Source organism: Pseudomonas sp. CCI4.2, from assembly GCF_034350045.1.
Classification (GTDB): domain Bacteria; phylum Pseudomonadota; class Gammaproteobacteria; order Pseudomonadales; family Pseudomonadaceae; genus Aquipseudomonas.
The window spans coordinates 2,788,619-2,809,964 of record NZ_CP133781.1; the positions used below are offsets into that span (position 1 = coordinate 2,788,619).

Genomic DNA, 21,346 nt, shown 5'->3' on the forward strand with positions numbered 1-21,346 from the left:
CGTTGGCAAGCCAATCTCCCACAAGGACTTCGGCAGATTTGGAATAGTAAGCACCAATATTCTTCGCGGCCTTCGGCAGTCCTTAAAATTATCTTCTGAATTCAAAAAGGTTATCCGGTGTTTGATAAGAGCCAACGTATTGGCGAAGCGCTGTGTCAGTGATGCCGTCTCGCCAATAGCTTGGCTCCTAGGAGAGTTACGGGCGTAAAAAAGCCCCGCTAAAAAGCGGGGCCTTGGGGTTTCGCGTCATCAGGCCAATCAGCTTCCTTTCACGGTCCGGCCGTTGACGGTGCCGTCTTGCAGCATGATGTTGTATTCCTTGCCGTCGTTCTCAACCTGTTGCAGGCGAACCAGCAGGTAGTCCCAATCTTTGGCGAACCACATCACGGTGATGCGTTTGCTTTGGGTTGGATCACGGACGCGTTCAACTTTGATGGCTTCGACTTGGCCCGCTTTAGTGGAAACCTTTTCCAGGCCCAGAACGCGGAAGTCATAAGTGTCGACCTCATCGCCATCGACAACTTGGTAGCTCATGCTTTTTTTGCCAGCGGCAACGTCGTTCTGCAATGCCAGCTGATACGTCGATTTGTCGAGGATGCCGCGATTCAGTGGCACGGTGAACGCGGTGCCGCGGTCAGAACCATTGATGATTTTGGCTGCCCAGTCGAAGGTCATGTCGACTTTCTTGGATTTACCCAAACCACCACGTTCGAAGTTGTAGGTCTGTGGCAGCAGGGCGTCTTTGTCGACTTTCAGCGTACTGACTTCGGTCAGGCTGGCGATCATCATGGAAGCCTTGAAACTCAGGGTCCAGGTGTCGTTGGCATCTTTTACGAGGCTGCGTTGAGCTGTGCCGCCGCTGATGGGCAGTTGCTTCCAGTCAGCGGTATATGAAGCAGAATAGGGTTGCAGGTCAGCGGCCTGAACAGCAGGCAGTGCGAGCAAAGCGAAAGCGAACAGCAAAGCGCGACGCATAGTATCTCCTAGGTTCGAATCAAGTGGCCACGGGCCCCAAGTAACTGGCCGTCCAGCGAAGCGCCGTGTTCGTCAAGGCTCAATCGTCCTTCGGCAAACCAGCGAATCGCCAGCGGATAAATCTGGTGTTCCTGAGCATGAACGCGTTGCGCCAGGCTGCTTGGCGAATCATCTGACTCAACCGAAACGACTGCCTGTACGACCAGAGGACCTCCATCGAGTTCCTCGGTCACGAAATGCACGCTGCAACCATGCTCACTGTCACCAGCTTCCAGTACCCGTTGGTGAGTGTGCAAGCCTTTATATCGCGGCAGCAGGGAAGGGTGGATGTTGATCAAGCGTCCCTGATAATGCCGAACGAACGCCGCACTCAAGATTCGCATGAATCCGGCGAGCACCACCAGCCTGGGTTTGAACGTATCGATCAGCTCGATCAGCGCAGCATCGAAGGCCTCGCGGCCTTCAAACGCGGTATGGTCCAACACCCGGGTTTCGATGCCGGCAGCCTTGGCCCGCTGGAGGCCGAAAGCATCGGCGCGGTTGGAAATTACCGCGCAGATCCGGGCCGGTTGATCGACGCCGTGGAGGCGCTCGATCATGGCTTGCAAATTACTACCGGTACCGGACAGCAGCACCACTACATCACACGCTGACATCAGTGTGCCTTGAGGTTTTTCAGCTCGACCTGCGCATCGCCTTCAACGGCTTTCGCGATCCGACCAATAACCCACGGCTGCTCGCCGGCTTCACGCAGCACGTTCAGCGCGATGTCGACGTGTTCCTGAGCAACGCAAATAACCATGCCGACGCCGCAGTTGAGGACACGGTGCATTTCTGTTTCGGCAACGTTGCCTTGCTGCTGTAACCAATCGAACACTGCCGGGCGCTGCCAACTGGCGACGTCGACCACGGCTTGAGTGCCTGCGGGCAGTACGCGCGGAATGTTGTCCACCAGGCCGCCGCCGGTGATGTGCGCCATGGCCTTGACCGCGCCGGTGTCCTTGATCAGCTTGAGCACCTGCTTGACGTAGATACGGGTCGGTGCCATCAGCAGGTCGGTCAACGGCTTGCCGTCGAGCTGGATGGTTTCGATATCGGCGCCAGCGACTTCGATGATTTTGCGGATCAGCGAGTAACCGTTTGAGTGCGGGCCAGAAGACGGCAGGGCTAGCAGTGCGTCACCGACCGCGACTTTCGAGCCGTCGATGATGTCGGCTTTTTCCACAACGCCGACGCAGAAGCCCGCCAGGTCGTAGTCTTCGCCTTCGTACATGCCCGGCATTTCAGCTGTTTCGCCGCCTACCAGCGAGCACCCTGCCAGTTCACAGCCTGCGCCAATGCCGGTCACGACCTGGGTCGCGGTTTCGACGTTGAGCTTGCCGGTGGCGTAGTAGTCGAGAAAGAACAGCGGCTCTGCACCACACACGATCAGGTCGTTGACGCACATGGCCACCAAATCGATGCCGATGGTGTCGTGCTTGTTCAGGTTCAGCGCCAGACGCAGCTTGGTGCCCACGCCGTCGGTGCCGGAAACCAGCACGGGTTGCTTGTAGCCAGCCGGGATTTCGCAAAGGGCGCCGAAGCCACCCAGGCCGCCCATGACTTCCGGACGCTTGGTGCGCTTGGCAACGCTTTTAATGCGTTCAACCAATGCTTCACCGGCGTCGATGTCTACACCGGCGTCTTTGTAGCTCAGGGAGGGTTGCTTGCTCATAATCCAGGCCTTTAGGGGGGATTCGGGGGATCGACTGCTAAAGCAGGGCCGTTCAAAAAACATCGCGAGGGTAATAACGCGTCGTTTCAGGGGCCGCTGCCATCGTCAGTCTGTGAAGGCGCGCGATTTTATCAGGCTTACAGGGCAGCGGCCATCCTTAGGCCGACCGGTAGGCTGTTGAGGAGAAAATAATTCACCAGTGTGCTCGCGCTGGCTCGTTCGTCGGCGCCTGTATAAGGTGTAGCTCTGATTATTTGTGAATGATTCGACCCGATGTGTGGTCTCAACCGCATCAGTTGTGTCATGCGTTCTTTTTTTTGTGTCATTTTTGGCCTTCGGGAATCCTTAATGCGTCTTTCTACCCAGCGTTTTTCTAAATTATTATTCGTGGGCTGCCTCTCACTTGTCAGCTTGCCCAGCTTCGCGGAAACCGTCAGCAACCTGTACCAAGTGCGTGAGCCCGTTACTGGGCAATCGCCTGACGAGCGTACGCAGGCGACCCAGCGCGCCCTCGAAACCTTGGTCCTGCGTCTGACCGGTGATCCAAAGGCTATGCAAAGCGCGGGCTTGTCTGAGGTGCGCAAAGACCCGCAGCAGATCATCAGTAAATATGGCTACGAGGCTGGTCCGCCGGAAACCTTGCTGGTGGATTTCGACCCGGTCAGCGCCGACAACTCGTTGCGAAAGGCCGGCCTGCCGTTGTGGGGCACCAATCGCCCGGCCATTTTGGGCTGGTGGTTGAACGATGCTACTGACGGTTCAAATCTGGTGGGCGACGGTCAGGCGCTGGCCGAACCGTTGCGCCGCGCGGCTCAGCACCGTGGCTTGCCGTTACGGTTGCCGCTGGCGGACTTAAGTGAGCAAATCGTCGCCACCGCGAAGAATCTAGAAGGCTCGGACCCTGCGCCCTTAAAAGAGGCCTCTGATCGATATGGCGCCGATGCTTTGCTGGCCGTGCATGCCCATCAAGACGGCGGACAATGGCAAGCCACGTGGCGTTTATGGCTCGGTGCTCAGCGTGAGCAGGGCACCGCCACTGGCACGGATACTGCGGCATTGGCTGATGCGGTGATGTTGGCAGTCAGCGAGCGCCTGGCGCCGCATTTCGTGGTCAGGCCCGGCGCGTCCACCGGTCTGGTATTGCACGTGCAAGGCATGACCTTGGAGCGCTACGCGCAGTTGGGTCGTTTGCTTGATCCGTTTGGCGCAAAATTGAAAAGCGTGGAAGGGGATTCCATCACTTATGACCTCAGTGGCAGCGCTGACCAATTGCGGTCGCAGTTGTCCCTGGCCAAGTTGCAGGAAGTTCCGGTCAGCGAGGTAGCGCCTGAGGCGCCGACCCAGCCAGCCGCCGTTGGCGGGGTGGCGCCTGTTGCGCCAGCACGGCAAACGCCTTCGTCGCCGCAGTTGAATTTCCGCTGGTAGACATGGAATGCTTGTATACGGTTTTTAATTTTCGGGTGTTAAAGGGGCAGTAATGGCTGGTTCACGTCGTTTGTTCTGGATTGGCGGGGTTGCCCTGCTGTGCGTGTTCGTGTTTTTGCTGCACCCGATCCTGACACCGTTTTTGATTGCATTGCTGTTGGCGTACATGGCCGACCCGTTGGTTGACCGGCTGGAGGCCGTCGGGTCATCGCGCACGCTGGGCGTGGTTGTGGTGTTCGGTATGTTCACACTGGTATTCATGACTTTGTTATTGGTGTTGGTGCCGATGCTCGCCAAGCAATTGTTCCGCTTGTATGAGCTTGCACCGCAAATACTCGATTGGTTGCAACACACGGCATTGCCGTGGACCCAGGCAAAGCTGGGCCTGGCAGAAGGTTTCTGGAAGTTTGACAAGGTCAAGGCCGCTATTTCTGAGCACATGGGCCAGACCAGCGACATCGTTGGCATCGTATTGGCCCAGGCCACGGCCTCAAGCCTGGCGCTGATTGGTTTGCTGACCAATCTGATATTGATCCCGGTGGTGTGCTTCTACCTGCTGCGTGACTGGGACGTGATGATGGCGAAGGTGCGTAACCTCTTGCCGCGCCATCGCGAAGGACAAATCGTCAAGTTGGCTGGCGAATGCCACGAAGTGTTAGGCGCATTTATTCGCGGGCAGTTGTTGGTCATGGTCGCCCTGGGGTTCATCTACGCGGCGGGCCTGATGTTGGTGGGTCTGGAGCTGGGCCTGTTGATCGGAGTAATTGCCGGTCTCGCCGCCATCGTTCCGTACATGGGGTTTGTGATAGGCATTGGCGCGGCGATTATTGCCGGCCTGTTTCAGTTTGGTGGTGATCTGTACCCGATGATGGGCATTGTCGCGGTGTTCATGATTGGTCAGGCGCTGGAAGGCATGGTGCTGACGCCATTGCTGGTGGGCGACCGAATCGGCTTGCACCCGGTGGCAGTGATTTTTGCAATTCTGGCCGGGGGTGAGCTCTTTGGCTTCACCGGCGTGTTGTTGGCGCTCCCGGTAGCAGCCGTGATCATGGTGGTCCTGCGCCATGCCCATGACGTCTATAAAGAGTCAGATATCTATGGCGGAACGGAAGATCCTGATTTGTAGCTTCTACAGGCCGTCTCAAACCTTTGATTTTGCTACCGCATTGTGTGCCCAGCGCCACCGGTATAAACTTTGCACACTTTACACAGAGGCCCCTAGCGGTTCGCCTGAACCGCTCAGCCAGCATGAAACCGATTCAGCTGCCCTTGGGTGTGCGTCTGCGCGATGACGCCACTTTCATCAATTACTATCCCGGCGCTAATGCTGCAGCACTCGGCTATGTCGAGCGGCTGTGTGAGGCCGATGCTGGCTGGACCGAAAGCCTGATTTATCTCTGGGGCAAGGACGGCGTCGGTCGCACTCATCTGTTGCAAGCTGCTTGCTTGCGCTTGGAGCAAATGGGTGAGCCTGCGGTATACCTGCCGCTGGCCGATCTCTTAAGTGAAGGGGTCAAACTCCTCGACAATCTTGAGCGGTACGAACTGGTGTGCCTGGACGACCTGCAAGCGGTGGTCGGTAAGCCGGAGTGGGAAGAAGCCTTATTTCATCTATTCAATCGCCTGCGCGACAGCGGTCGCCGTTTATTGATTGCGGCGTCGCAATCGCCCCGGGAGTTGCCGGTCAAGCTGCTCGATCTTAAATCGCGCCTGACCATGGCCTTGGTGTTCCAGATGCGCGGGCTGTCTGACGAAGACAAGCTGCGCGCCCTCCAACTTCGGGCTTCACGCCGTGGCTTGCACCTGACCGATGAAGTCGGCCATTTTATTCTGACCCGTGGCACCCGCAGCATGAGCGCATTGTTCGAGCTGTTGGAGCGCCTCGACCAAGCGTCGTTGCAGGCACAACGCAAGCTGACCATTCCGTTTTTGAAAGAGACGCTGGGTTGGTAATTCCGTCGTGATAGCCCCGGATCTGCTGATGCAAACGGCGGCGGCGCTACGCCACGCTCAGCGCATTTTAGTGATTACCGGTGCTGGCCTGTCGGCCGATTCAGGTTTGCCCACCTATCGCGGGGTCGGCGGTCTCTATAACGGCACAACGGTGGACGGTCTGCCCATCGAAATGGCGTTGTCAGGGCCGATGCTGCGCCGCGATCCCGCACTGTGCTGGAAATACATCGCCGAGTTGGGAAAAGCGTGTCTGGGGGCGCAACCGAATGCAGCGCATTACGCCATCGCTCAATTGCAGCGAATCAAGCCTGACTGTTGGGTGTTGACGCAGAACGTCGATGGCTATCACCGAGCAGCGGGCAGTCCACCTGAGCGCTTGATCGAAATTCACGGGCAGCTGTCACCTTTGTTCTGTCAGTCCTGCGGCGCGGTTGATCCGCAGTTGAGCGAGCATCTGCAGCGGCCATTACCGCCACTGTGCAAAACATGCCAGGGGATATTGCGCCCGCCGGTGGTGTTGTTTCAGGAAATGCTGCCCGAGCGGGCGATGGAGACGCTGCACGAGGAGATGGCCAAGGGTTTTGATGCCGTATTGACGATCGGCACCACGGCCAGTTTTCCGTACATTCATGAGCCCGTGCTGCGTGCGCGTGTGGCTGGGGGCTTTACCGCAGAGATAAATCCGCAGCGCACCGATCATAGCGCGGCGATGGATGTGTTTCTGGGCTGTAGAGCCTTAGAGGTTATGGAGTTGCTGATAAGTCACATCTAGATCGATTGAATTTGCAAATGAGGATGATAGAGGGCATAGTCTCGACTTCTTTACATATCAGCCACGGTCGTGCACATGTTCACTCGGTTCGCACCCCTCGTGCCTCTCGCACTGGTTACATTCCTTTTTGGTTGCGCGGCACAGATGCCCGTCTCGCAACAACAGCAACACTCTCCGGTTTTTCAGAACTCCATGACGGCGCAATCTGCGCGTATCTCGCAGATAACCGATGGGTCTGATGATGCTGACGCTCTGTTCTCGGATGAGCTGATCACCGAGAAAGAGTTGGCCGATTTTGGAAGCAGCAAGCCGTATCGCATGCCCGTTCTCGCAGACAGCATCCTTGAGCGCGGCATGTCCTTGATCGGTACCCGGTACCGTGCAGGCGGCACCTCCGAATCTGGTTTCGATTGCAGCGGTTTCATCGGCTACCTGTTCCGCGAGCAAGCGGGCATGACTCTGCCGCGTTCCACGCGTGAAATGATCAACGTAGACGCACCCCTGGTGGCGCGTAACGACCTCAAGCCCGGTGATCTTTTGTTCTTCAGCACCAAGGGCCGTGGTCGTGTGAGCCATGCGGGTATCTATCTGGGCGATGATCAATTCATCCACTCCAGCAGTACGCGCAGCGGCGGTGTTCGGGTTGATAGCCTGGACGACAGCTACTGGAAAAAGACCTTTATCGAAGCCAAACGTGCATTAGCGATGGCTCCGACTACAATTCAGACTCAACACCAGTAAATAGCCGGGGCGTGTAAGCCGTCATCGGCTTATACGTGCTTGCGGCTCTCGGCACAGTAAGCCGCATCCAGATCAGGTTGTTGTGTTTATGTCGATTACGTTACGTCTTGGCTCAATAGGCATGCTGGTCGCGTTGCTCAGTGCATGCGCCGGCCATACTCCCTCGCCTCAAAGCTCTCGGGTTATTCAACCCGTGGTTTATGCTCCCTCCGATTATTCCTCACCGGCTGCCGAAGATGTGCTTATTCGTGCGCTGGGATTGGTCGGCACGCCCTATCATTGGGGCGGCAACACGCCGGACTCCGGGTTTGATTGCAGTGGTCTGATTGGCTACGTTTACCGAAACTCGGCCGGCATCGCGCTGCCGCGTTCGACCCACGACATGCTGAGCATGCGTGCGCCCAATGTGGATCGCGACGCGTTGCAGTCGGGAGATTTGCTGTTTTTCGCTACTGGTGGTGGTTCAACCGTGAGCCACGCCGGCATCTACGTCGGAGAAGGGCGCTTCGTTCACGCCCCCGCCACAGGCGGCACCGTGCGGCTGGACAGTCTATCCAAACCGTATTGGCAAAAGGCCTACCTCAACGCCAAGCGCGTTATTCAACCAGAGCACTTGGCGCGCAATCCGTAGCAGTATTACCGACGGATTCTGTAGGAGCGGGCCCATCAAGGCGCCGCTGTCACCCGCCAGATTTTGTTACCCACATCGTCAGCCACCAATAACCCGCCGTGTTGATCATTGATCACGCCGACCGGGCGGCCTTGGGCATTGTCGTCAGCATTCAAAAAGCCGCTCAAAAGGTCTATTGGCGTCCCGGTCGGTACGCCGTTGGCGAACGGCACGAACAGCACTTTATAACCGCTGTGCGGATTGCGATTCCATGAGCCATGTTGGCCAATGAACATCCCTTGGTTGAAAGGTGCCGGCAAGGATTTTCCATCGGCGAAGGTCATGCCCAGCGACGCGGTGTGTGGACCCACTGCATAATCCGGGGGAATGGCCTCGGCCACCCGTTGCGGGTTCTGTGGTTTAACCCGCACGTCCACATGCTGGCCGTAGTAGCTGAACGGCCAGCCATAGAAGGCGCCATCTTTGACTGAGGTCACGTAGTCGGGCACCAAGTCGCTGCCAATCTCATCGCGCTCATTGACGGCGGTCCATAGCTTCCCGGTTTGTGGCTCCCAATCCATGCCGTTGGGGTTGCGCAGGCCGGAGGCAAAGATTCGATGCGCACCGGTGGCGGCATCAACCTCCCAGATCGACGCCCGACCTTGCTCTTTGTCGAGACCGTTTTCCCCAACGTTACTGTTGGACCCCACCGTGACGTAAAGCTTCTTGCCGTCTTTGCTGGCAATGACGTTTTTGGTCCAGTGGTGATTGATCGTGCCCGCTGGCAAATCGGTCACGGTGGTCGGTTCACCGCTGATAGAAGTCTGTCCGTTTTCATAGTGATAACGCAGTAACTTATCGGTGTCGGCGACATAAAAATCGTTGCCGACCAGCGCCATGCCAAACGGTGAATTGAGGTTTTTCAGAAAGACTGTGCGAGTTTCAGCAATGCCATCGTGATTGCTGTCTCGCAGTAGGGTAATCCGGTTGGCGCTGGGTACACCCGCCCCCGCTCGGCCCATGACTTTTCTCATGATCCAGCCGCGGATGCCTGGAGAATCATCGGGCTTGGCGGGTGAGTTGGTTTCGGCGACCAATACGTCGCCGTTGGGCAGCACGTACAACCAGCGCGGATGGTCCAGGTCTTCGGCAAACGCTGACACTTGAGTGCCCGGCGCGGCAATCGGTTTCGCGCCCTGAGGCCAGCCTACGGCCGGGGCAATATTGACCGTCGGAATCAGCGTTTTATTGGGCTCTGGCAGCATCGGCGTTGGCCCCATGCCATCTGCCACTCTCAGCCTGGACGTTTCGCCGCAGGCAGCAAGGCCGACGGCCAATACCAAAAGGACAGCCATCTGGGGTCTGAAAGTGGGCATGCTGATCTCCATGAAAACAAAGGGGCGAGTAAGGAGATAGAGGCAGCTACACGGTCGAGGTTCAACATTTATTGCTGCGTCGGCTGAAATGAGAAGCGGGTCAAGGTGTACGCCACGGATCGGAGCGTTCCGATCCGTTCGCGCATCACGCGGGGTAGGTGCTAATCAGGCTGTTCTCAGTAACAGTGCGAGACCGGGAAAATACTGGCCCTCTTCGTTGTGTAGCTTGCGATAACCATAAGGGAAGTACCAGGCGATGGCACAGGCGTTTTGTTTTTGCAAATCGTCGACGAAATCTTCCAGTTCTTCGGGCGTGGCGCTTTGCAGGGTTTTGCGCGGCGTGACAAACAGGCAGCCCAACTTAAGATGGTTGGCGTAGCTGGTTTTTTTGGCATCACCAACGATGTCCAGCAGCGCCGGGGTCAAGTTGATTTCGCCGAAAGTTGGCCAGCGTTGCGTGGCCTGAATATAAGCGTTGTCTTCCGAGGTGGCGATGAACAGGCCGGTGCGGGCGCTTCGATCGCCATCATCCTGCTGTTTTTTACTGGGCGCGTGTTCCAGCGTCACCATGTCCGCCATCCACGCGGCGTTGGAAAGCACGCCGAGGTTGGTACGTTCGTCGAACCAATGCGTGCATTCACCTTCTCCCATGACCTGACTGTAACGGTCGATGCAATCGAACCAGCGTTCTAACGCTGGACGAAGGAATTCCACTCTTGGGTTGCTGATGATCAAGCCGCGCATGGCGTCTCTCCGTTGTTATTTTATTGGCGTCACGATTATGGCCTTTTGATATCAAATTAAACAATAGCTGCGTTTTACGTGGTTTTTGACCTCCTGGAAGACAAACCACAGGGCGCTTTGATTGACGCTCTACCCCCAACCCTCTACCCTTCGCGACGTGTTTCAGGTGCTTCGCAATCCACGATTGGCGGAGTGAAACAGGGAAGCCGGTGAGGGCGCGTCAAGCGGTCGATCCCGGCGCTGCCCCCGCAACGGTAAATGAGTCGACGCTGTGCACTCTGCCACTGTGTCCAAAAGGACATGGGAAGGCGCATGGCAGGGAATTCCCACTCATGAGCCCGGAGACCGGCCTGATCCATCCAACAGCATCACGGCGGGCGATGCTCTGCGCACGGCTTTTCTTTGGCCGTGCTGGCAGTCAATTTCTGTGCCTTCCGTTTGCTATCGCGTGACCTGCTCAAGCGGAGAGCTGACATGAACGAATCCCCCGAACGCGATGAACGCCATCTGGCGCGCATGCAGCGCAAAAAAGCCGTGATCGACGAACGCATCGCCAGCTCGCCGGATGAGTGCGGACTGTTGCTGGTGCTCACCGGTAATGGCAAAGGCAAAAGCAGTTCTGCGTTCGGCATGCTCGCCCGGGCCATGGGCCATGGCATGCAATGCGGTGTTGTACAGTTCATCAAAGGCCGCAACAGCACGGGCGAAGAGTTGTTTTTTCGGCGCTTCCCCGAGCAAGTGCGGTACCACGTGATGGGGGAAGGTTTCACTTGGGAAACCCAGGATCGTCAGCGTGACATCGCCGCCGCGCAAGCCGCTTGGGCCGTGTCCCAAGACATGCTCCGCGACCCGAGTATTGGTCTGATCGTGCTCGATGAACTGAACATTGCCCTCAAACACGGTTACCTGGACCTGGAAAAAGTACTCAGCGATCTGCAAGCCCGTCCGCCCATGCAGCACGTGCTGGTGACCGGCCGCGGTGCCAAACCCGAAATGATTGACCTGGCCGATACCGTTTCCGACATTACCGTGGTCAAGCATGCTTTTCAGGCCGGGATTCGTGCGCAGAAAGGCATTGAGTTATGAGTAACCGTTCATGAGCGCACCGCGTCATTGCCCGGCTGTATTAATCGCGGCGCCAGCCTCCGGTCAGGGTAAAACCACCGTCACGGCTGCGTTGGCGCGTCTGCACCGCAACCAAGGGCGGACCGTGCGCGTGTTCAAATGCGGCCCGGACTTTCTCGACCCGATGATTCTTGAGCGGGCCAGTGGCGCGCCGGTTTATCAGCTGGACTTATGGATGGTCGGTGCCGATGAAAGTCGTCGTCTGTTGTGGGAAGCCGCCGGCGAAGCTGACCTGATTCTGATTGAAGGCGTCATGGGACTGTTCGATGGCACACCCTCAAGTGCCGACCTGGCCCGTCATTTCGGAGTGCCGGTATTAGCGGTGATTGATGGCACGGCCATGGCGCAGACATTTGGCGCATTGGCGTTGGGTTTGGCGCGTTATCAACCGGACCTGCCGTTTGCCGGGGTGTTGGCCAATCGCGTCGGCACCGTGCGCCATGCGCAATTGCTGGAAGGCAGCCTCACCGAAGGATTGCGTTGGTACGGCGCGTTGTCGCGGGAAACCGGGATCGAACTGCCGAGCCGTCATTTGGGCTTGGTCCAGGCCAGCGAACTGAATGATCTGGATGCCCGCCTTGATGCCGCCGCTGCTGCACTGGCCAGCACCTGCGAAGTGGCTTTGCCGCCGCCGGTCGAATTCGCGGCCCCCGATCTGGTCGTGACTGAGTCTTCGTTGGCGGGCGTCAGGATTGCCGTCGCCCATGACGAGGCGTTTGCCTTCCTCTATGGTGCCAACCTTGATCTACTGCGAGCCATGGGCGCCGAGTTGTCGTTTTTCTCGCCCATCCACGACACGCAGATTCCGCCTGCCGACAGCCTGTACTTACCCGGCGGCTACCCTGAATTGCACCACGTGACGCTGGGACAAAACCGGCCCATGCTGGCGGCCATTCGTGCGCACCACGTCGCTGGCAAACCCATGCTGGCGGAATGTGGCGGTATGCTTTACCTGCTCGACGCCTTGACCGATGTCGACGGCCAGCGTGCCGAGTTGGTCGGTTTGCTGAGTGGCGAAGCGGTGATGCAGAAACGTTTGGCAGCCTTGGCCTTACAAACCGTCGAATTGCCCGAAGGTGTTCTGCGCGGCCACACGTATCACCATTCGCTGACCAGCACCGAGTTGCAACCCATCGCCCGTGGTGTGAGCCCTAACGGTGGGCGCGGTGCCGAGGCGGTTTATCGTGACGGTCGGATGACTGCGTCTTACGTGCACTTCTATTTCCCTTCCAATCCCCACGCGGTTGCGGCGCTTTTCAAACCATGAATGATCTGGCTTTCAGCCCTGACGAACGTGCAGCGGTGTACCGCGCAATTGCCGAACGCCGAGACATGCGGCACTTCATCGGCGGCGAAGTGGCCCCGCAATTGTTGGCGCGTCTGTTGGAGGCGGCCCATCAGGCGCCCAGCGTTGGCTTGATGCAGCCGTGGCGTTTCATTCGAATCAGCGACCCGCAGTTGCGCACGCGTATTCAGGCGCAAGTCGAGGAAGAACGAATTCGTACCGCTCAAGCCCTGGGCGAGCGCTCGGACGACTTCATGAAGCTCAAAGTCGAAGGCATCAATGAATGCGCGGAAGTCTTGGTCGCCGCGTTGATGGACGACCGCGAACGGCATATTTTTGGTCGACGTACCTTGCCGGAAATGGACATGGCGTCTTTGTCCTGCGCGATTCAAAACCTTTGGCTGGCTTCTCGCGCTGAAGGGTTGGGCATGGGCTGGGTGTCACTGTTCGAGCCACAGGCGTTGGCTGGCTTGCTGGGCATGCCGGCTGGGGCCAAGCCGCTGGCGGTTCTGTGCCTGGGGCCGGTGGCCGAATTCTACCCGGCGCCGATGCTGGTCTTGGAAGGTTGGGCGCAGGTACGGCCATTAAGCGAGTTGCTGTATGAAAATCAGTGGGGCGTGACCCAATGAGTGTTGCGTTATTGAGCCTCGCCGGCGTCGCATTGGATGCGCTGCTGGGTGAGCCGAAACGAGCACATCCATTGGTAGCCTTCGGGCGCTTTGCCGATCGGATCGAGCAACGCTTCAATTCGGCTGGACGGGGCTGGCGCAGCCATGGCGTCACCGCCTGGTTTATCGCGGTGGTTCCACTGACCCTGCTGGCGACAGCGTTAAGTTGGCTGCCTTACGTCGGCTGGCTGGTAAATATTGCAGCGTTGTATTGCGCGCTGGGTTTGCGCAGCCTCGGTGAACATGTCGAGCCGGTGGCCCAGGCCTTGCGCGGCGGCGATCTGGATGAAGCGCGGCATCGGGTTTCGTATTTGGTCAGTCGTCAGACGGCCGAGCTGGATTCAACCGAAGTTGCGCGTGCGGCCACTGAGTCGGTATTGGAAAATGGCAGCGATGCGGTCTTCGCCGCCTTGTTCTGGTTTTTGATCGCGGGTGTGCCGGGCGTGGTGCTGTACCGCTTGAGCAATACCCTGGACGCCATGTGGGGGTATCGCAATGAACGCTTTGAGCGTTTCGGTTGGGCGGCGGCGAAAATCGATGACCTTTTAAATTACGTTCCAGCACGCTTGGTGGCGTTAACCTACGCCATATTGGGCAACACCCGACTGGCATTGCGGTGTTGGCGCGAGCAAGCGCCACACTGGGATAGCCCTAACGCTGGTCCGGTAATGGCCGCTGGCGCCGGAGCGTTAGGCGTAGAGTTAGGCGGGCCAGCGATTTATCACGGTGAGTTACACACGCGTCCGCAGCTGGGCAAGGGTGCTCCCGCCGACGCCCAATCAATTGACCGTGGCTGGCAACTGGTCCAGCGCGGGGTCTGGTTATGGTTGTTGATCGTGTGTGTAGGGGCTCAATTGTATGCTTGAACACGGTGGCCGCTTGAAGCAAGCGGCCGTGCGTTATGGCATCGCCGAAGACAACTGGCTGGACTTGTCCAGTGGCATTGCGCCTTGGCCATGGCCCGTTCCACAAATTCCGACGCGTGCCTGGGCGCGCTTGCCAGAAATCAACGACGGTCTGGAAGCGGCCGCCTGCGCCTATTACGGCGCAGAACAGGTGTTGCCGGTGCCGGGGTCGCAAGCCGCGATTCAGGCGCTGCCGCGTCTGCGTCGTGCGGGCAAAGTCGGCGTGTTGTCACCGTGTTACGCCGAACATGCCGAAGCCTGGCGCAGCAGCGGTTTCTTAGTCCGCGAAATGCTCGAAGACGAGGTGGACTACTTTCTCGACAGTCTTCACGTGCTGGTGGTCGTCAATCCCAATAACCCCACGGGCTTGACCATTGCCCCTGAGCGCTTGTTGGATTGGCATGCACGGCTGGCTCAGCGAGGAGGCTGGCTAGTGGTTGATGAAGCTTTTATGGACAACACGCCGGAGTTGAGTTTGAGCGCCGAGACTTGGCGTGTCGGGCTGATTGTATTGCGTTCGTTTGGGAAGTTTTTCGGTTTGGCAGGGGCGCGTCTCGGGTTTGTGATTGCCGAACCGCAACTGCTGAAATTGCTTGAGCGCCACATCGGCCCCTGGGCCATCAACGGACCGACCCGGGTGCTTGGACAGGCGTGTCTCAACGATGTCGAGGGACACCGTCAGCAACGGTTGCGCACCCAGCAGGCCAGTGAACGGCTGGCCGCGCTGATGACGCAACACGGCCTAGAACCACAAGGCGGTTGTGCGTTGTTTCAGTGGCTCGTGACTCCGCTGGCGGTTTCGGTGCATGAATTCTGCGCAAGCCACGGTGTGCTGTTGCGATTGTTTTTGAACAGTCAAACCCCGCAACACAGCAGCTTACGATTCGGGCTGCCTGCAGACGAAGCGCAATGGCAGCGGCTTGAGCAAGTGTTGAGTGACTACAACAAGGATGGGCAATGACTACGCTGATGGTCCAAGGCACAACGTCTGATGCCGGCAAAAGCACGCTAGTAACGGCGTTGTGCCGCTGGCTGACCCGCCAGGGTGTCAGGGTGGTGCCGTTCAAGCCGCAGAACATGGCGCTCAACAGCGCAGTGACCGCCGACGGCGGCGAGATTGGCCGCGCCCAAGCGGTGCAGGCGCAAGCGGCAGGCCTTGAGCCGCACACCGACATGAATCCGGTGCTGCTCAAACCTAACAGCGACACCGGCGCACAGGTAATCATTCACGGGCGAGTGGTCACCACCATGAACGCGGTGGCGTACCACGGCTATAAAGAGATTGCGATGCAAGCGGTGCTGGCCTCCCATCAACGGTTGAGTGCAGCTTATCCCGTGGTCATGGTCGAAGGCGCCGGGTCGCCTGCGGAAATCAATTTGCGTGCCGGTGATATCGCCAACATGGGCTTTGCCGAGGCGGTGGATTGCCCGGTGCTATTGATCGCCGACATCAATCGCGGCGGAGTGTTTGCCCATCTGGTGGGCACGCTGGAACTGCTGTCCCCCAGCGAACAAGCACGGGTGAAAGGGTTCATCATCAACCGCTTTCGCGGCGACATTGCGTTGCTGCAGCCGGGTCTTGACTGGCTCCAAGCGCGTACCGGAAAACCGGTAGTGGGGGTTTTGCCGTACATCATGGACCTGCATCTGGAGGCCGAAGACGGCCTCGACCAGCGCCAGACCGAGAAAGCCGAGCAGGTGCTCAATGTGGTGGTGCCGGTGTTACCGCGCATTAGTAACCACACTGATTTCGATCCGTTGCGCCTGCACCCACAGGTCAATTTGCAATTTATCGGTCCCGGCCAAGCCATCCCCCCTGCGGATTTGATCATCCTGCCGGGCTCAAAAAGTGTGCGCAGCGATCTGGCTTATCTGCGCAGCCAGGGTTGGGACACCGCCATCGCTCGTCATTTGCGTTACGGCGGCAAAGTGATGGGTATTTGCGGCGGGCTGCAAATGCTGGGTCAGGACATACAGGATCCGCTGGGTCTGGAAGGTGCGGCAGGGACCAGCGCCGGTTTTGCCCTGCTGGACATCAGCACGGTATTAGAAGAAGAGAAACAACTGCGAAACGTGCAGGGTCGGCTTGTGTTGGAAGACGCGCCGGTCAGCGGTTACGAGATTCATGCCGGGGTGACCCGTGGCACTGCGTTGGAGAATGCGGCGGTGCATCTGGATGACGGCCGTCCTGACGGCGCACAGAGCGCAGACGGGCAAATTCTCGGCACATACTTGCACGGCCTGTTCGAATCGCCGCCCGCGTGCAGCGCGTTGTTGCGCTGGGCCGGTTTGCAGAATGTGCAGCAGGTCGATTACCACGCCTTGCGCGAGCGCGATATCGAGCGCTTGGCGGATCTGGTGGAAAACCACCTGGATGGCACGCTGTTACGCCAGTTGTGCGGTCTGACCCATTCTGTTGAGGAGGTCAGCTGACATGCTGCAGTTGATACTCGGTGGCGCACGTTCCGGCAAAAGCCGTCTGGCGGAAGGGTTAGCGGCTGACAGCGGCCTGGAAGTTACGTACATCGCCACCAGCCAACCGCTGGACGGCGAGATGAACCAGCGCATCGCCCTTCATCGTCAGCGCCGCCCCGAACAATGGCTGTTGATAGAAGAGCCTGTCGAGCTGGCTCGGGTGTTGCGAAATAACGCCAGTACCGACCGGGTGTTGTTAGTCGATTGTCTGACCCTGTGGTTGACCAACCTGTTGATGCTCGAAGATTACGAACGTCTGGCCGTTGAGCGTGAGGCGCTGTTGAACTGCCTCGCCGAACTGCCAGGCGACATCATTTTTGTCAGTAACGAAACCGGGCTCGGCGTTGTGCCCCTCGGTGAACTGACCCGGCGTTATGTCGACGAAGCCGGCTGGCTGCATCAAGCCTTGGCCCAGCGTTGTCAACGCGTGGTGTTGACCGTTGCTGGCTTGCCCCTGACGTTGAAAGGATCCGCATTATGACTATCTCCTGGTGGCTCAAGCCGGCACAGGCAATCAATGTTCAGGCGCGCGAACACGCCCTGGCACGTCAACAGCAACTGACCAAGCCGGCCGGTTCTCTCGGTCAACTGGAGCGCGTCGCGGTGCAACTGGCCGGTCTGCAAGGACGAGCCAAGCCTGCCGTCGATAATCTGTGGATCGCCATTTTTGCTGGCGATCATGGCGTCGTGGCTGAAGGCGTGTCTGCGTTCCCCCAAGAAGTCACTGGGCAGATGCTGCACAACTTTGTCACCGGCGGCGCGGCAATCAGCGTGCTGGCGAAACAGTTGTCAGCGCAGCTGGAAGTCGTGGATTTGGGTACGGTTGCTCCGATGAACCTGCCCGGTGTTCGCCACCTGAACCTGGGTGCGGGCACCGCAAACTTTGTTGAAGGTCCGGCCATGACTGAGGCCCAAGGCCTGCTGGCATTGGAGGCCGGACGCGACAGCGTGCGCCGAGCGGTGGCGTCCGGCGCTGAGCTGTTTATCGGCGGCGAGATGGGCATCGGCAACACCACGGCGGCCAGTGCGTTGGCGTGCCTGTTGTTAGAAAACCCGGCCAGTCTGTTGGTCGGCCCCGGTACCGGTTTAAACGCGGCGGGCGTCACCCATAAATCATTGGTGATTGAGCGTGCGCTGGCCTTGCATGCCGAGCACGCCAGTGACCCGCTGTACGGTCTGTTTTGTGTGGGCGGTTTTGAAATTGCTGCGTTGGTCGGCGCGTATCTGGCGAGTGCCCAAGAGGGTGTTGCGGTATTAGTGGACGGCTTTATTTGCAGCGTCGCGGCGCTGGTCGCCGCGCGTTTGAATCCGTCGTGCCGCGATTGGTTGTTTTTTGCTCACCGCGGCGCCGAGCCCGGCCACCGCCATGTGTTGGAAGTCTTACAGGCCGAACCGATGCTTGACCTCGGCTTGCGCTTGGGCGAAGGCAGCGGTGCAGCGGTGGCGGTGCCGTTGCTGCGTTTGGCCTGTGCACTGCACAACGGCATGGCGACTTTCGCCGAAGCGGCAGTGGCAGACCGCCCGGCATGACACTGCACCTGGATGTGCTGCGACATGGTGAAACCGAGTTGGGTGGCGGCCTGCGCGGCAGTCTGGATGACGCCCTGACCGACACTGGTTGGGCGCAGATGCGCTCGGCGGTAATCGCAGGTGGGCCTTGGGATCGGGTGGTGAGTTCGCCCTTGCAACGCTGCGCACGCTTTGCCGAAGAGCTGGTTGAAACCTTGTGCGTGCCACTTCAACTGGAAGCCGATCTGCAAGAGCTGCATTTTGGCGAGTGGGAAGGGCGCAGCGCAGCGCAGTTGATGGAAACCGACCCAGAAGGGTTGGGATTGTTTTGGGCCGATCCCTACGCCTTCACGCCGCCGAGCGGTGAACCTTTGCTGGCGTTCTCTGCGCGGGTGCTCGGGGCTGTAAGCCGTTTGCATCAAGCTTACGCCGGCGAGCGTGTATTGCTGATCAGTCACGGCGGCGTCATGCGCCTGTTATTGGCCCAAGCGCGGGGGCTACCGCGCGAGCAGTTGCTGCAAGTCGAGGTGGGTCACGGTGCGCTACTGACGATTCAAGTACATGCTCAAGGCGTGCTGAGCGAATGAATTTGTTGCCGCTGTGGATCGCCCTACAATTTCTTAGCAGCCTGCCAATTAGCTTGCCCGGCATGCCGAAACCTGAGGAATTAGGCCGTTCATTGTTGTTCTATCCGCTGGTGGGTGTCCTGTTCGGTCTGTTGCTGATGGCCCTAAACAGTCTCTTGGCCGGTACGCCGCTGATGTTGCACGCCGCACTGCTACTGACCGTTTGGGTCCTGCTCAGCGGCGGCTTGCACCTCGACGGCCTAGCTGACAGCGCGGACGCCTGGCTAGGCGGTTTCGGTGACCGTGAACGCACCTTGAGCATCATGAAGGACCCTCGCAGCGGACCGATTGCCGTGATCACGCTGGTGCTGGTGCTCCTGCTGAAATTCTGCGCACTGTTGGCGTTGATCGAAAACCATCACAGCGCGGGCCTGTTGCTGGCTCCGGTTATCGGCCGCAGCGCCATGCTCGGTTTATTCCTCGGCACGCCGTATGTGCGGGCGGGCGGACTAGGGCAAGCATTGGCCGATCTCCTTCCCCGCACGCTGGGCAAACAGGTGCTGTTGATCGCAGCGGTGGGCTGCGTATTGGTGGCGGGGATGAGTGGCGCTATTGCACTGCTGACGGCGGGCGTCTGCTTCTTCTGGCTGCGGCACCTGATGCTGCGTCGGCTCGGTGGCAGCACGGGCGACACCGCCGGCGCGCTGCTGGAATTGCTGGAAATGGCGGTTCTGGTGGCGCTGGCGTTGGTTTGACATCCTTGCCTCGTTACCCCCTGCGCAACGCCTGCGTTAGGCCGCATGGTTTCACGGGGCCTCTTTGCGCAATTTGATATTCAATTCACAGGCGGTCTATAAGCGGACGACTATCTGAGCCAACTTGTTGGGGGCAGTTCAAAACCGTGGGACCGAATTTATTCGGGAAGGCTTCAGTCCTGAAACCCTGCAACCTCAAACCACACAAAGTGCCACCCAGTTTGCTGCGCGAGACAGCGTGGCGTCGAAGACGTGGCGGAGCCTCCTACAGGAGTTATTGACACCCCCCTACAACCACCGGTAATTTCTCGCGCTTGTCTTGCGGGCATATGAGCCTAGTTAGTTGCGGAGAATAAAAATGACATCGGTCTGGCGTAACAGTGGGTGGATTTTGCTCGGGAGCGCGCTGATTCTTGCGTTGTCCTTGGGCGTGCGGCACGGTTTTGGTTTGTTTCTGGCACCAATGAGTGCGCAGTTCGGCTGGGGTCGCGAGGTTTTTGCGTTCGCCATCGCGTTTCAAAACTTGATATGGGGCTTGGCCCAACCCTTTGCCGGTGCGCTTGCCGACCGTTTCGGCGCGTCGAAAGTGGTATTTGTCGGGGGCGTGCTCTACGCGTTGGGATTGGCCTGCATGGGTATGGCCGATTCGCCACTGTCGTTATCGTTGAGCGCAGGTTTACTGATCGGTATCGGTTTGTCCGGCACCTCGTTCTCGGTGATCCTCGGGGTGGTTGGTCGAGCGCTACCCGCCGAAAAACGCAGCATGGGCATGGGCCTCGCCAGCGCGGCAGGTTCGTTTGGTCAATTCGCCATGCTCCCTGGAACCCTTGGCCTGATTGGTTGGCTCGGGTGGTCCACGGCGCTGTTGGCGCTGGGCCTGCTGGTGGCCTTGATCCTGCCGTTGGTGACCATGCTCAAGGATGTCCCATTGCCCAAGACCGGTGGCGAGCAGACCCTGCGCGAAGCGTTGCACGAAGCCTGCACCCATTCAGGCTTTTGGCTCTTGGCCCTGGGATTTTTCGTCTGCGGCTTCCAAGTGGTATTTATCGGCGTGCATTTGCCGTCTTACCTGGTTGACCAACACTTGCCCGCCAAAGTTGGCACCACGGTGCTGGCGCTGATTGGCTTGTTCAATGTGTTCGGCACCTACCTTGCCGGTTGGCTCGGAGGCCGCCTATCCAAGCCGCGATTGCTGACGGCTCTTTACCTGCTCCGGGCCGTGGTGATCACGGCGTTTGTGTCGGTGCCGGTGACCGAAACCACTGCGTACTTGTTCGGTGTCGCCATGGGGCTTCTTTGGTTGTCCACGGTGCCGCTGACGAACGGTACCGTTGCGACCTTGTTCGGCGTGCGTAATTTGTCGATGCTCGGCGGTATCGTCTTCTTATTCCACCAACTGGGTGCCTTCCTTGGCGGCTGGTTGGGTGGCGTCGTGTATGACCGCACCGGGAGCTACGATTTGATTTGGCAGGTCTCGATTCTGCTTAGTGTGTTGGCCGCTGCCTTGAACTGGCCGGTGCGCGAGCGCCCCGTGGCGCGGTTGCAAGCAATGGGCACTCCGGCGTGAACGGCGTCTGGCCGTGGATCGGTGGCATGAGCCTTGGGGTTTTGCTGCTGGCGTTAGTGTGGTGGGGTTGGCAGCGTGTAGGCTTGGGCGCGCTGCAACTGGGGATGAGCCTGTGCTAGGCAGGTAGGGCGCCGAGGAGTATTTTGTTTTTCGAGCACATTGACCCTACGATGCACGGGAT

At 58.8% G+C, this 21,346-nt stretch carries 23 protein-coding genes and 1 riboswitch; of the genes, 18 read left to right on the forward strand and 5 right to left on the reverse strand.

The genetic code is table 11. The features are described from left to right. Nucleotides 1-258: 258 nt before the first annotated feature. The 3 genes from RHM65_RS12655 to purM are packed head-to-tail and all read right to left on the reverse strand — an operon-like array spanning nt 259 to nt 2,689. Nucleotides 259-975 (reverse strand): DUF3108 domain-containing protein, encoded by a 717-nt coding sequence (locus RHM65_RS12655; protein ID WP_322165635.1) that lies wholly within the window; start codon nt 973-975, stop codon nt 259-261. 8 nt (nt 976-983) lie between these two features. After that, on the reverse strand, nt 984-1,634 hold the full coding sequence (gene purN, locus RHM65_RS12660) for a phosphoribosylglycinamide formyltransferase (protein WP_322171071.1): 651 nt from the start codon (nt 1,632-1,634) through the stop codon (nt 984-986). Further along, nucleotides 1,631-2,689 carry a phosphoribosylformylglycinamidine cyclo-ligase gene (purM, locus tag RHM65_RS12665; protein WP_322165634.1) on the reverse strand — a complete coding sequence of 353 codons (1,059 nt, stop codon included), beginning with the start codon at nt 2,687-2,689 and terminating at the stop codon, nt 1,631-1,633. Before purM ends, purN begins: the two co-directional genes overlap by 4 nt. 348 nt (nt 2,690-3,037) lie before the next feature. Here purM and RHM65_RS12670 point away from each other — a divergent pair, with 348 nt between their 5' ends. From RHM65_RS12670 to RHM65_RS12695, 6 genes are all read left to right on the forward strand, one after another. Next, nucleotides 3,038-4,114, forward strand: a complete 1,077-nt coding sequence (locus RHM65_RS12670; protein WP_322165633.1) for a DUF2066 domain-containing protein — start codon at nt 3,038-3,040, stop codon at nt 4,112-4,114. 52 nt (nt 4,115-4,166) lie between these two features. Continuing rightward, nucleotides 4,167-5,240, forward strand: a complete 1,074-nt coding sequence (locus tag RHM65_RS12675; RefSeq protein WP_322183434.1) for an AI-2E family transporter — start codon at nt 4,167-4,169, stop codon at nt 5,238-5,240. Between the two features lie 122 nt (nt 5,241-5,362). After that, nucleotides 5,363-6,067: a DnaA regulatory inactivator Hda gene (gene hda / locus RHM65_RS12680; RefSeq protein WP_322165631.1), complete on the forward strand. Its 705-nt coding sequence runs from the start codon at nt 5,363-5,365 to the stop codon at nt 6,065-6,067. A gap of 28 nt (nt 6,068-6,095) precedes the next feature. Further along, nucleotides 6,096-6,839: an NAD-dependent deacylase gene (locus RHM65_RS12685; protein ID WP_416194716.1), complete on the forward strand. Its 744-nt coding sequence runs from the start codon at nt 6,096-6,098 to the stop codon at nt 6,837-6,839. Nucleotides 6,840-6,914: 75 nt separating this feature from the next. Next, the gene (locus RHM65_RS12690) at nt 6,915-7,580 is read left to right on the forward strand and encodes a C40 family peptidase (protein WP_322165629.1); all 666 of its coding nucleotides are present in this window, start codon (nt 6,915-6,917) and stop codon (nt 7,578-7,580) included. Nucleotides 7,581-7,668: 88 nt separating this feature from the next. Next, entirely contained in the window at nt 7,669-8,211 is a 543-nt protein-coding gene (locus tag RHM65_RS12695) for a C40 family peptidase (RefSeq protein WP_322165628.1), read from the forward strand. A 35-nt stretch (nt 8,212-8,246) separates the two neighbouring features. On the opposite strand, the gene RHM65_RS12700 is transcribed toward RHM65_RS12695, so the two are convergent. Together RHM65_RS12700 and RHM65_RS12705 are read right to left on the reverse strand one after the other, a co-directional pair. Further along, on the reverse strand, nt 8,247-9,566 hold the full coding sequence (locus tag RHM65_RS12700) for a sorbosone dehydrogenase family protein (protein WP_322183436.1): 1,320 nt from the start codon (nt 9,564-9,566) through the stop codon (nt 8,247-8,249). Nucleotides 9,567-9,731: 165 nt separating this feature from the next. Further along, nucleotides 9,732-10,310 (reverse strand): hypothetical protein, encoded by a 579-nt coding sequence (locus tag RHM65_RS12705; protein ID WP_322183438.1) that lies wholly within the window; start codon nt 10,308-10,310, stop codon nt 9,732-9,734. Between the two features lie 147 nt (nt 10,311-10,457). Next, a riboswitch (cobalamin riboswitch) is annotated at nt 10,458-10,679 on the forward strand. Between the two features lie 105 nt (nt 10,680-10,784). Between RHM65_RS12705 and cobO the strand changes: the two genes are divergently transcribed. From cobO to RHM65_RS12765, 12 genes are all read left to right on the forward strand, one after another. After that, nucleotides 10,785-11,396 carry a cob(I)yrinic acid a,c-diamide adenosyltransferase gene (gene cobO / locus RHM65_RS12710; protein ID WP_322183440.1) on the forward strand — a complete coding sequence of 204 codons (612 nt, stop codon included), beginning with the start codon at nt 10,785-10,787 and terminating at the stop codon, nt 11,394-11,396. Between the two features lie 10 nt (nt 11,397-11,406). Continuing rightward, nucleotides 11,407-12,702: a cobyrinate a,c-diamide synthase gene (locus RHM65_RS12715; RefSeq protein ID WP_322165624.1), complete on the forward strand. Its 1,296-nt coding sequence runs from the start codon at nt 11,407-11,409 to the stop codon at nt 12,700-12,702. Then, nucleotides 12,699-13,349 (forward strand): 5,6-dimethylbenzimidazole synthase, encoded by a 651-nt coding sequence (bluB, locus tag RHM65_RS12720; protein ID WP_322183442.1) that lies wholly within the window; start codon nt 12,699-12,701, stop codon nt 13,347-13,349. Before RHM65_RS12715 ends, bluB begins: the two co-directional genes overlap by 4 nt. After that, the gene (gene cbiB / locus RHM65_RS12725; protein WP_322183444.1) at nt 13,346-14,254 is read left to right on the forward strand and encodes an adenosylcobinamide-phosphate synthase CbiB; all 909 of its coding nucleotides are present in this window, start codon (nt 13,346-13,348) and stop codon (nt 14,252-14,254) included. The genes bluB and cbiB overlap by 4 nt, the downstream gene beginning before the upstream one ends. Beyond that, nucleotides 14,247-15,254, forward strand: a complete 1,008-nt coding sequence (cobD, locus tag RHM65_RS12730) for a threonine-phosphate decarboxylase CobD (RefSeq protein WP_322183446.1) — start codon at nt 14,247-14,249, stop codon at nt 15,252-15,254. Before cbiB ends, cobD begins: the two co-directional genes overlap by 8 nt. Further along, nucleotides 15,251-16,726 (forward strand): cobyric acid synthase, encoded by a 1,476-nt coding sequence (locus RHM65_RS12735; protein WP_322165618.1) that lies wholly within the window; start codon nt 15,251-15,253, stop codon nt 16,724-16,726. The genes cobD and RHM65_RS12735 overlap by 4 nt, the downstream gene beginning before the upstream one ends. Nucleotide 16,727: 1 nt before the next feature. Beyond that, nucleotides 16,728-17,249, forward strand: a complete 522-nt coding sequence (gene cobU / locus RHM65_RS12740) for a bifunctional adenosylcobinamide kinase/adenosylcobinamide-phosphate guanylyltransferase (protein ID WP_322165617.1) — start codon at nt 16,728-16,730, stop codon at nt 17,247-17,249. Then, the gene (gene cobT, locus RHM65_RS12745; protein WP_322183448.1) at nt 17,246-18,298 is read left to right on the forward strand and encodes a nicotinate-nucleotide--dimethylbenzimidazole phosphoribosyltransferase; all 1,053 of its coding nucleotides are present in this window, start codon (nt 17,246-17,248) and stop codon (nt 18,296-18,298) included. The genes cobU and cobT overlap by 4 nt, the downstream gene beginning before the upstream one ends. Continuing rightward, nucleotides 18,295-18,864 carry an alpha-ribazole phosphatase family protein gene (gene cobC, locus RHM65_RS12750; protein WP_322165615.1) on the forward strand — a complete coding sequence of 190 codons (570 nt, stop codon included), beginning with the start codon at nt 18,295-18,297 and terminating at the stop codon, nt 18,862-18,864. Before cobT ends, cobC begins: the two co-directional genes overlap by 4 nt. A 2-nt stretch (nt 18,865-18,866) precedes the next feature. Beyond that, on the forward strand, nt 18,867-19,598 hold the full coding sequence (locus tag RHM65_RS12755; RefSeq protein ID WP_322185324.1) for an adenosylcobinamide-GDP ribazoletransferase: 732 nt from the start codon (nt 18,867-18,869) through the stop codon (nt 19,596-19,598). 358 nt (nt 19,599-19,956) lie between these two features. Beyond that, entirely contained in the window at nt 19,957-21,165 is a 1,209-nt protein-coding gene (locus RHM65_RS12760; RefSeq protein WP_322183450.1) for an MFS transporter, read from the forward strand. Then, entirely contained in the window at nt 21,162-21,284 is a 123-nt protein-coding gene (locus tag RHM65_RS12765; protein ID WP_322183452.1) for a hypothetical protein, read from the forward strand. The genes RHM65_RS12760 and RHM65_RS12765 overlap by 4 nt, the downstream gene beginning before the upstream one ends. Nucleotides 21,285-21,346: the final 62 nt, after the last annotated feature.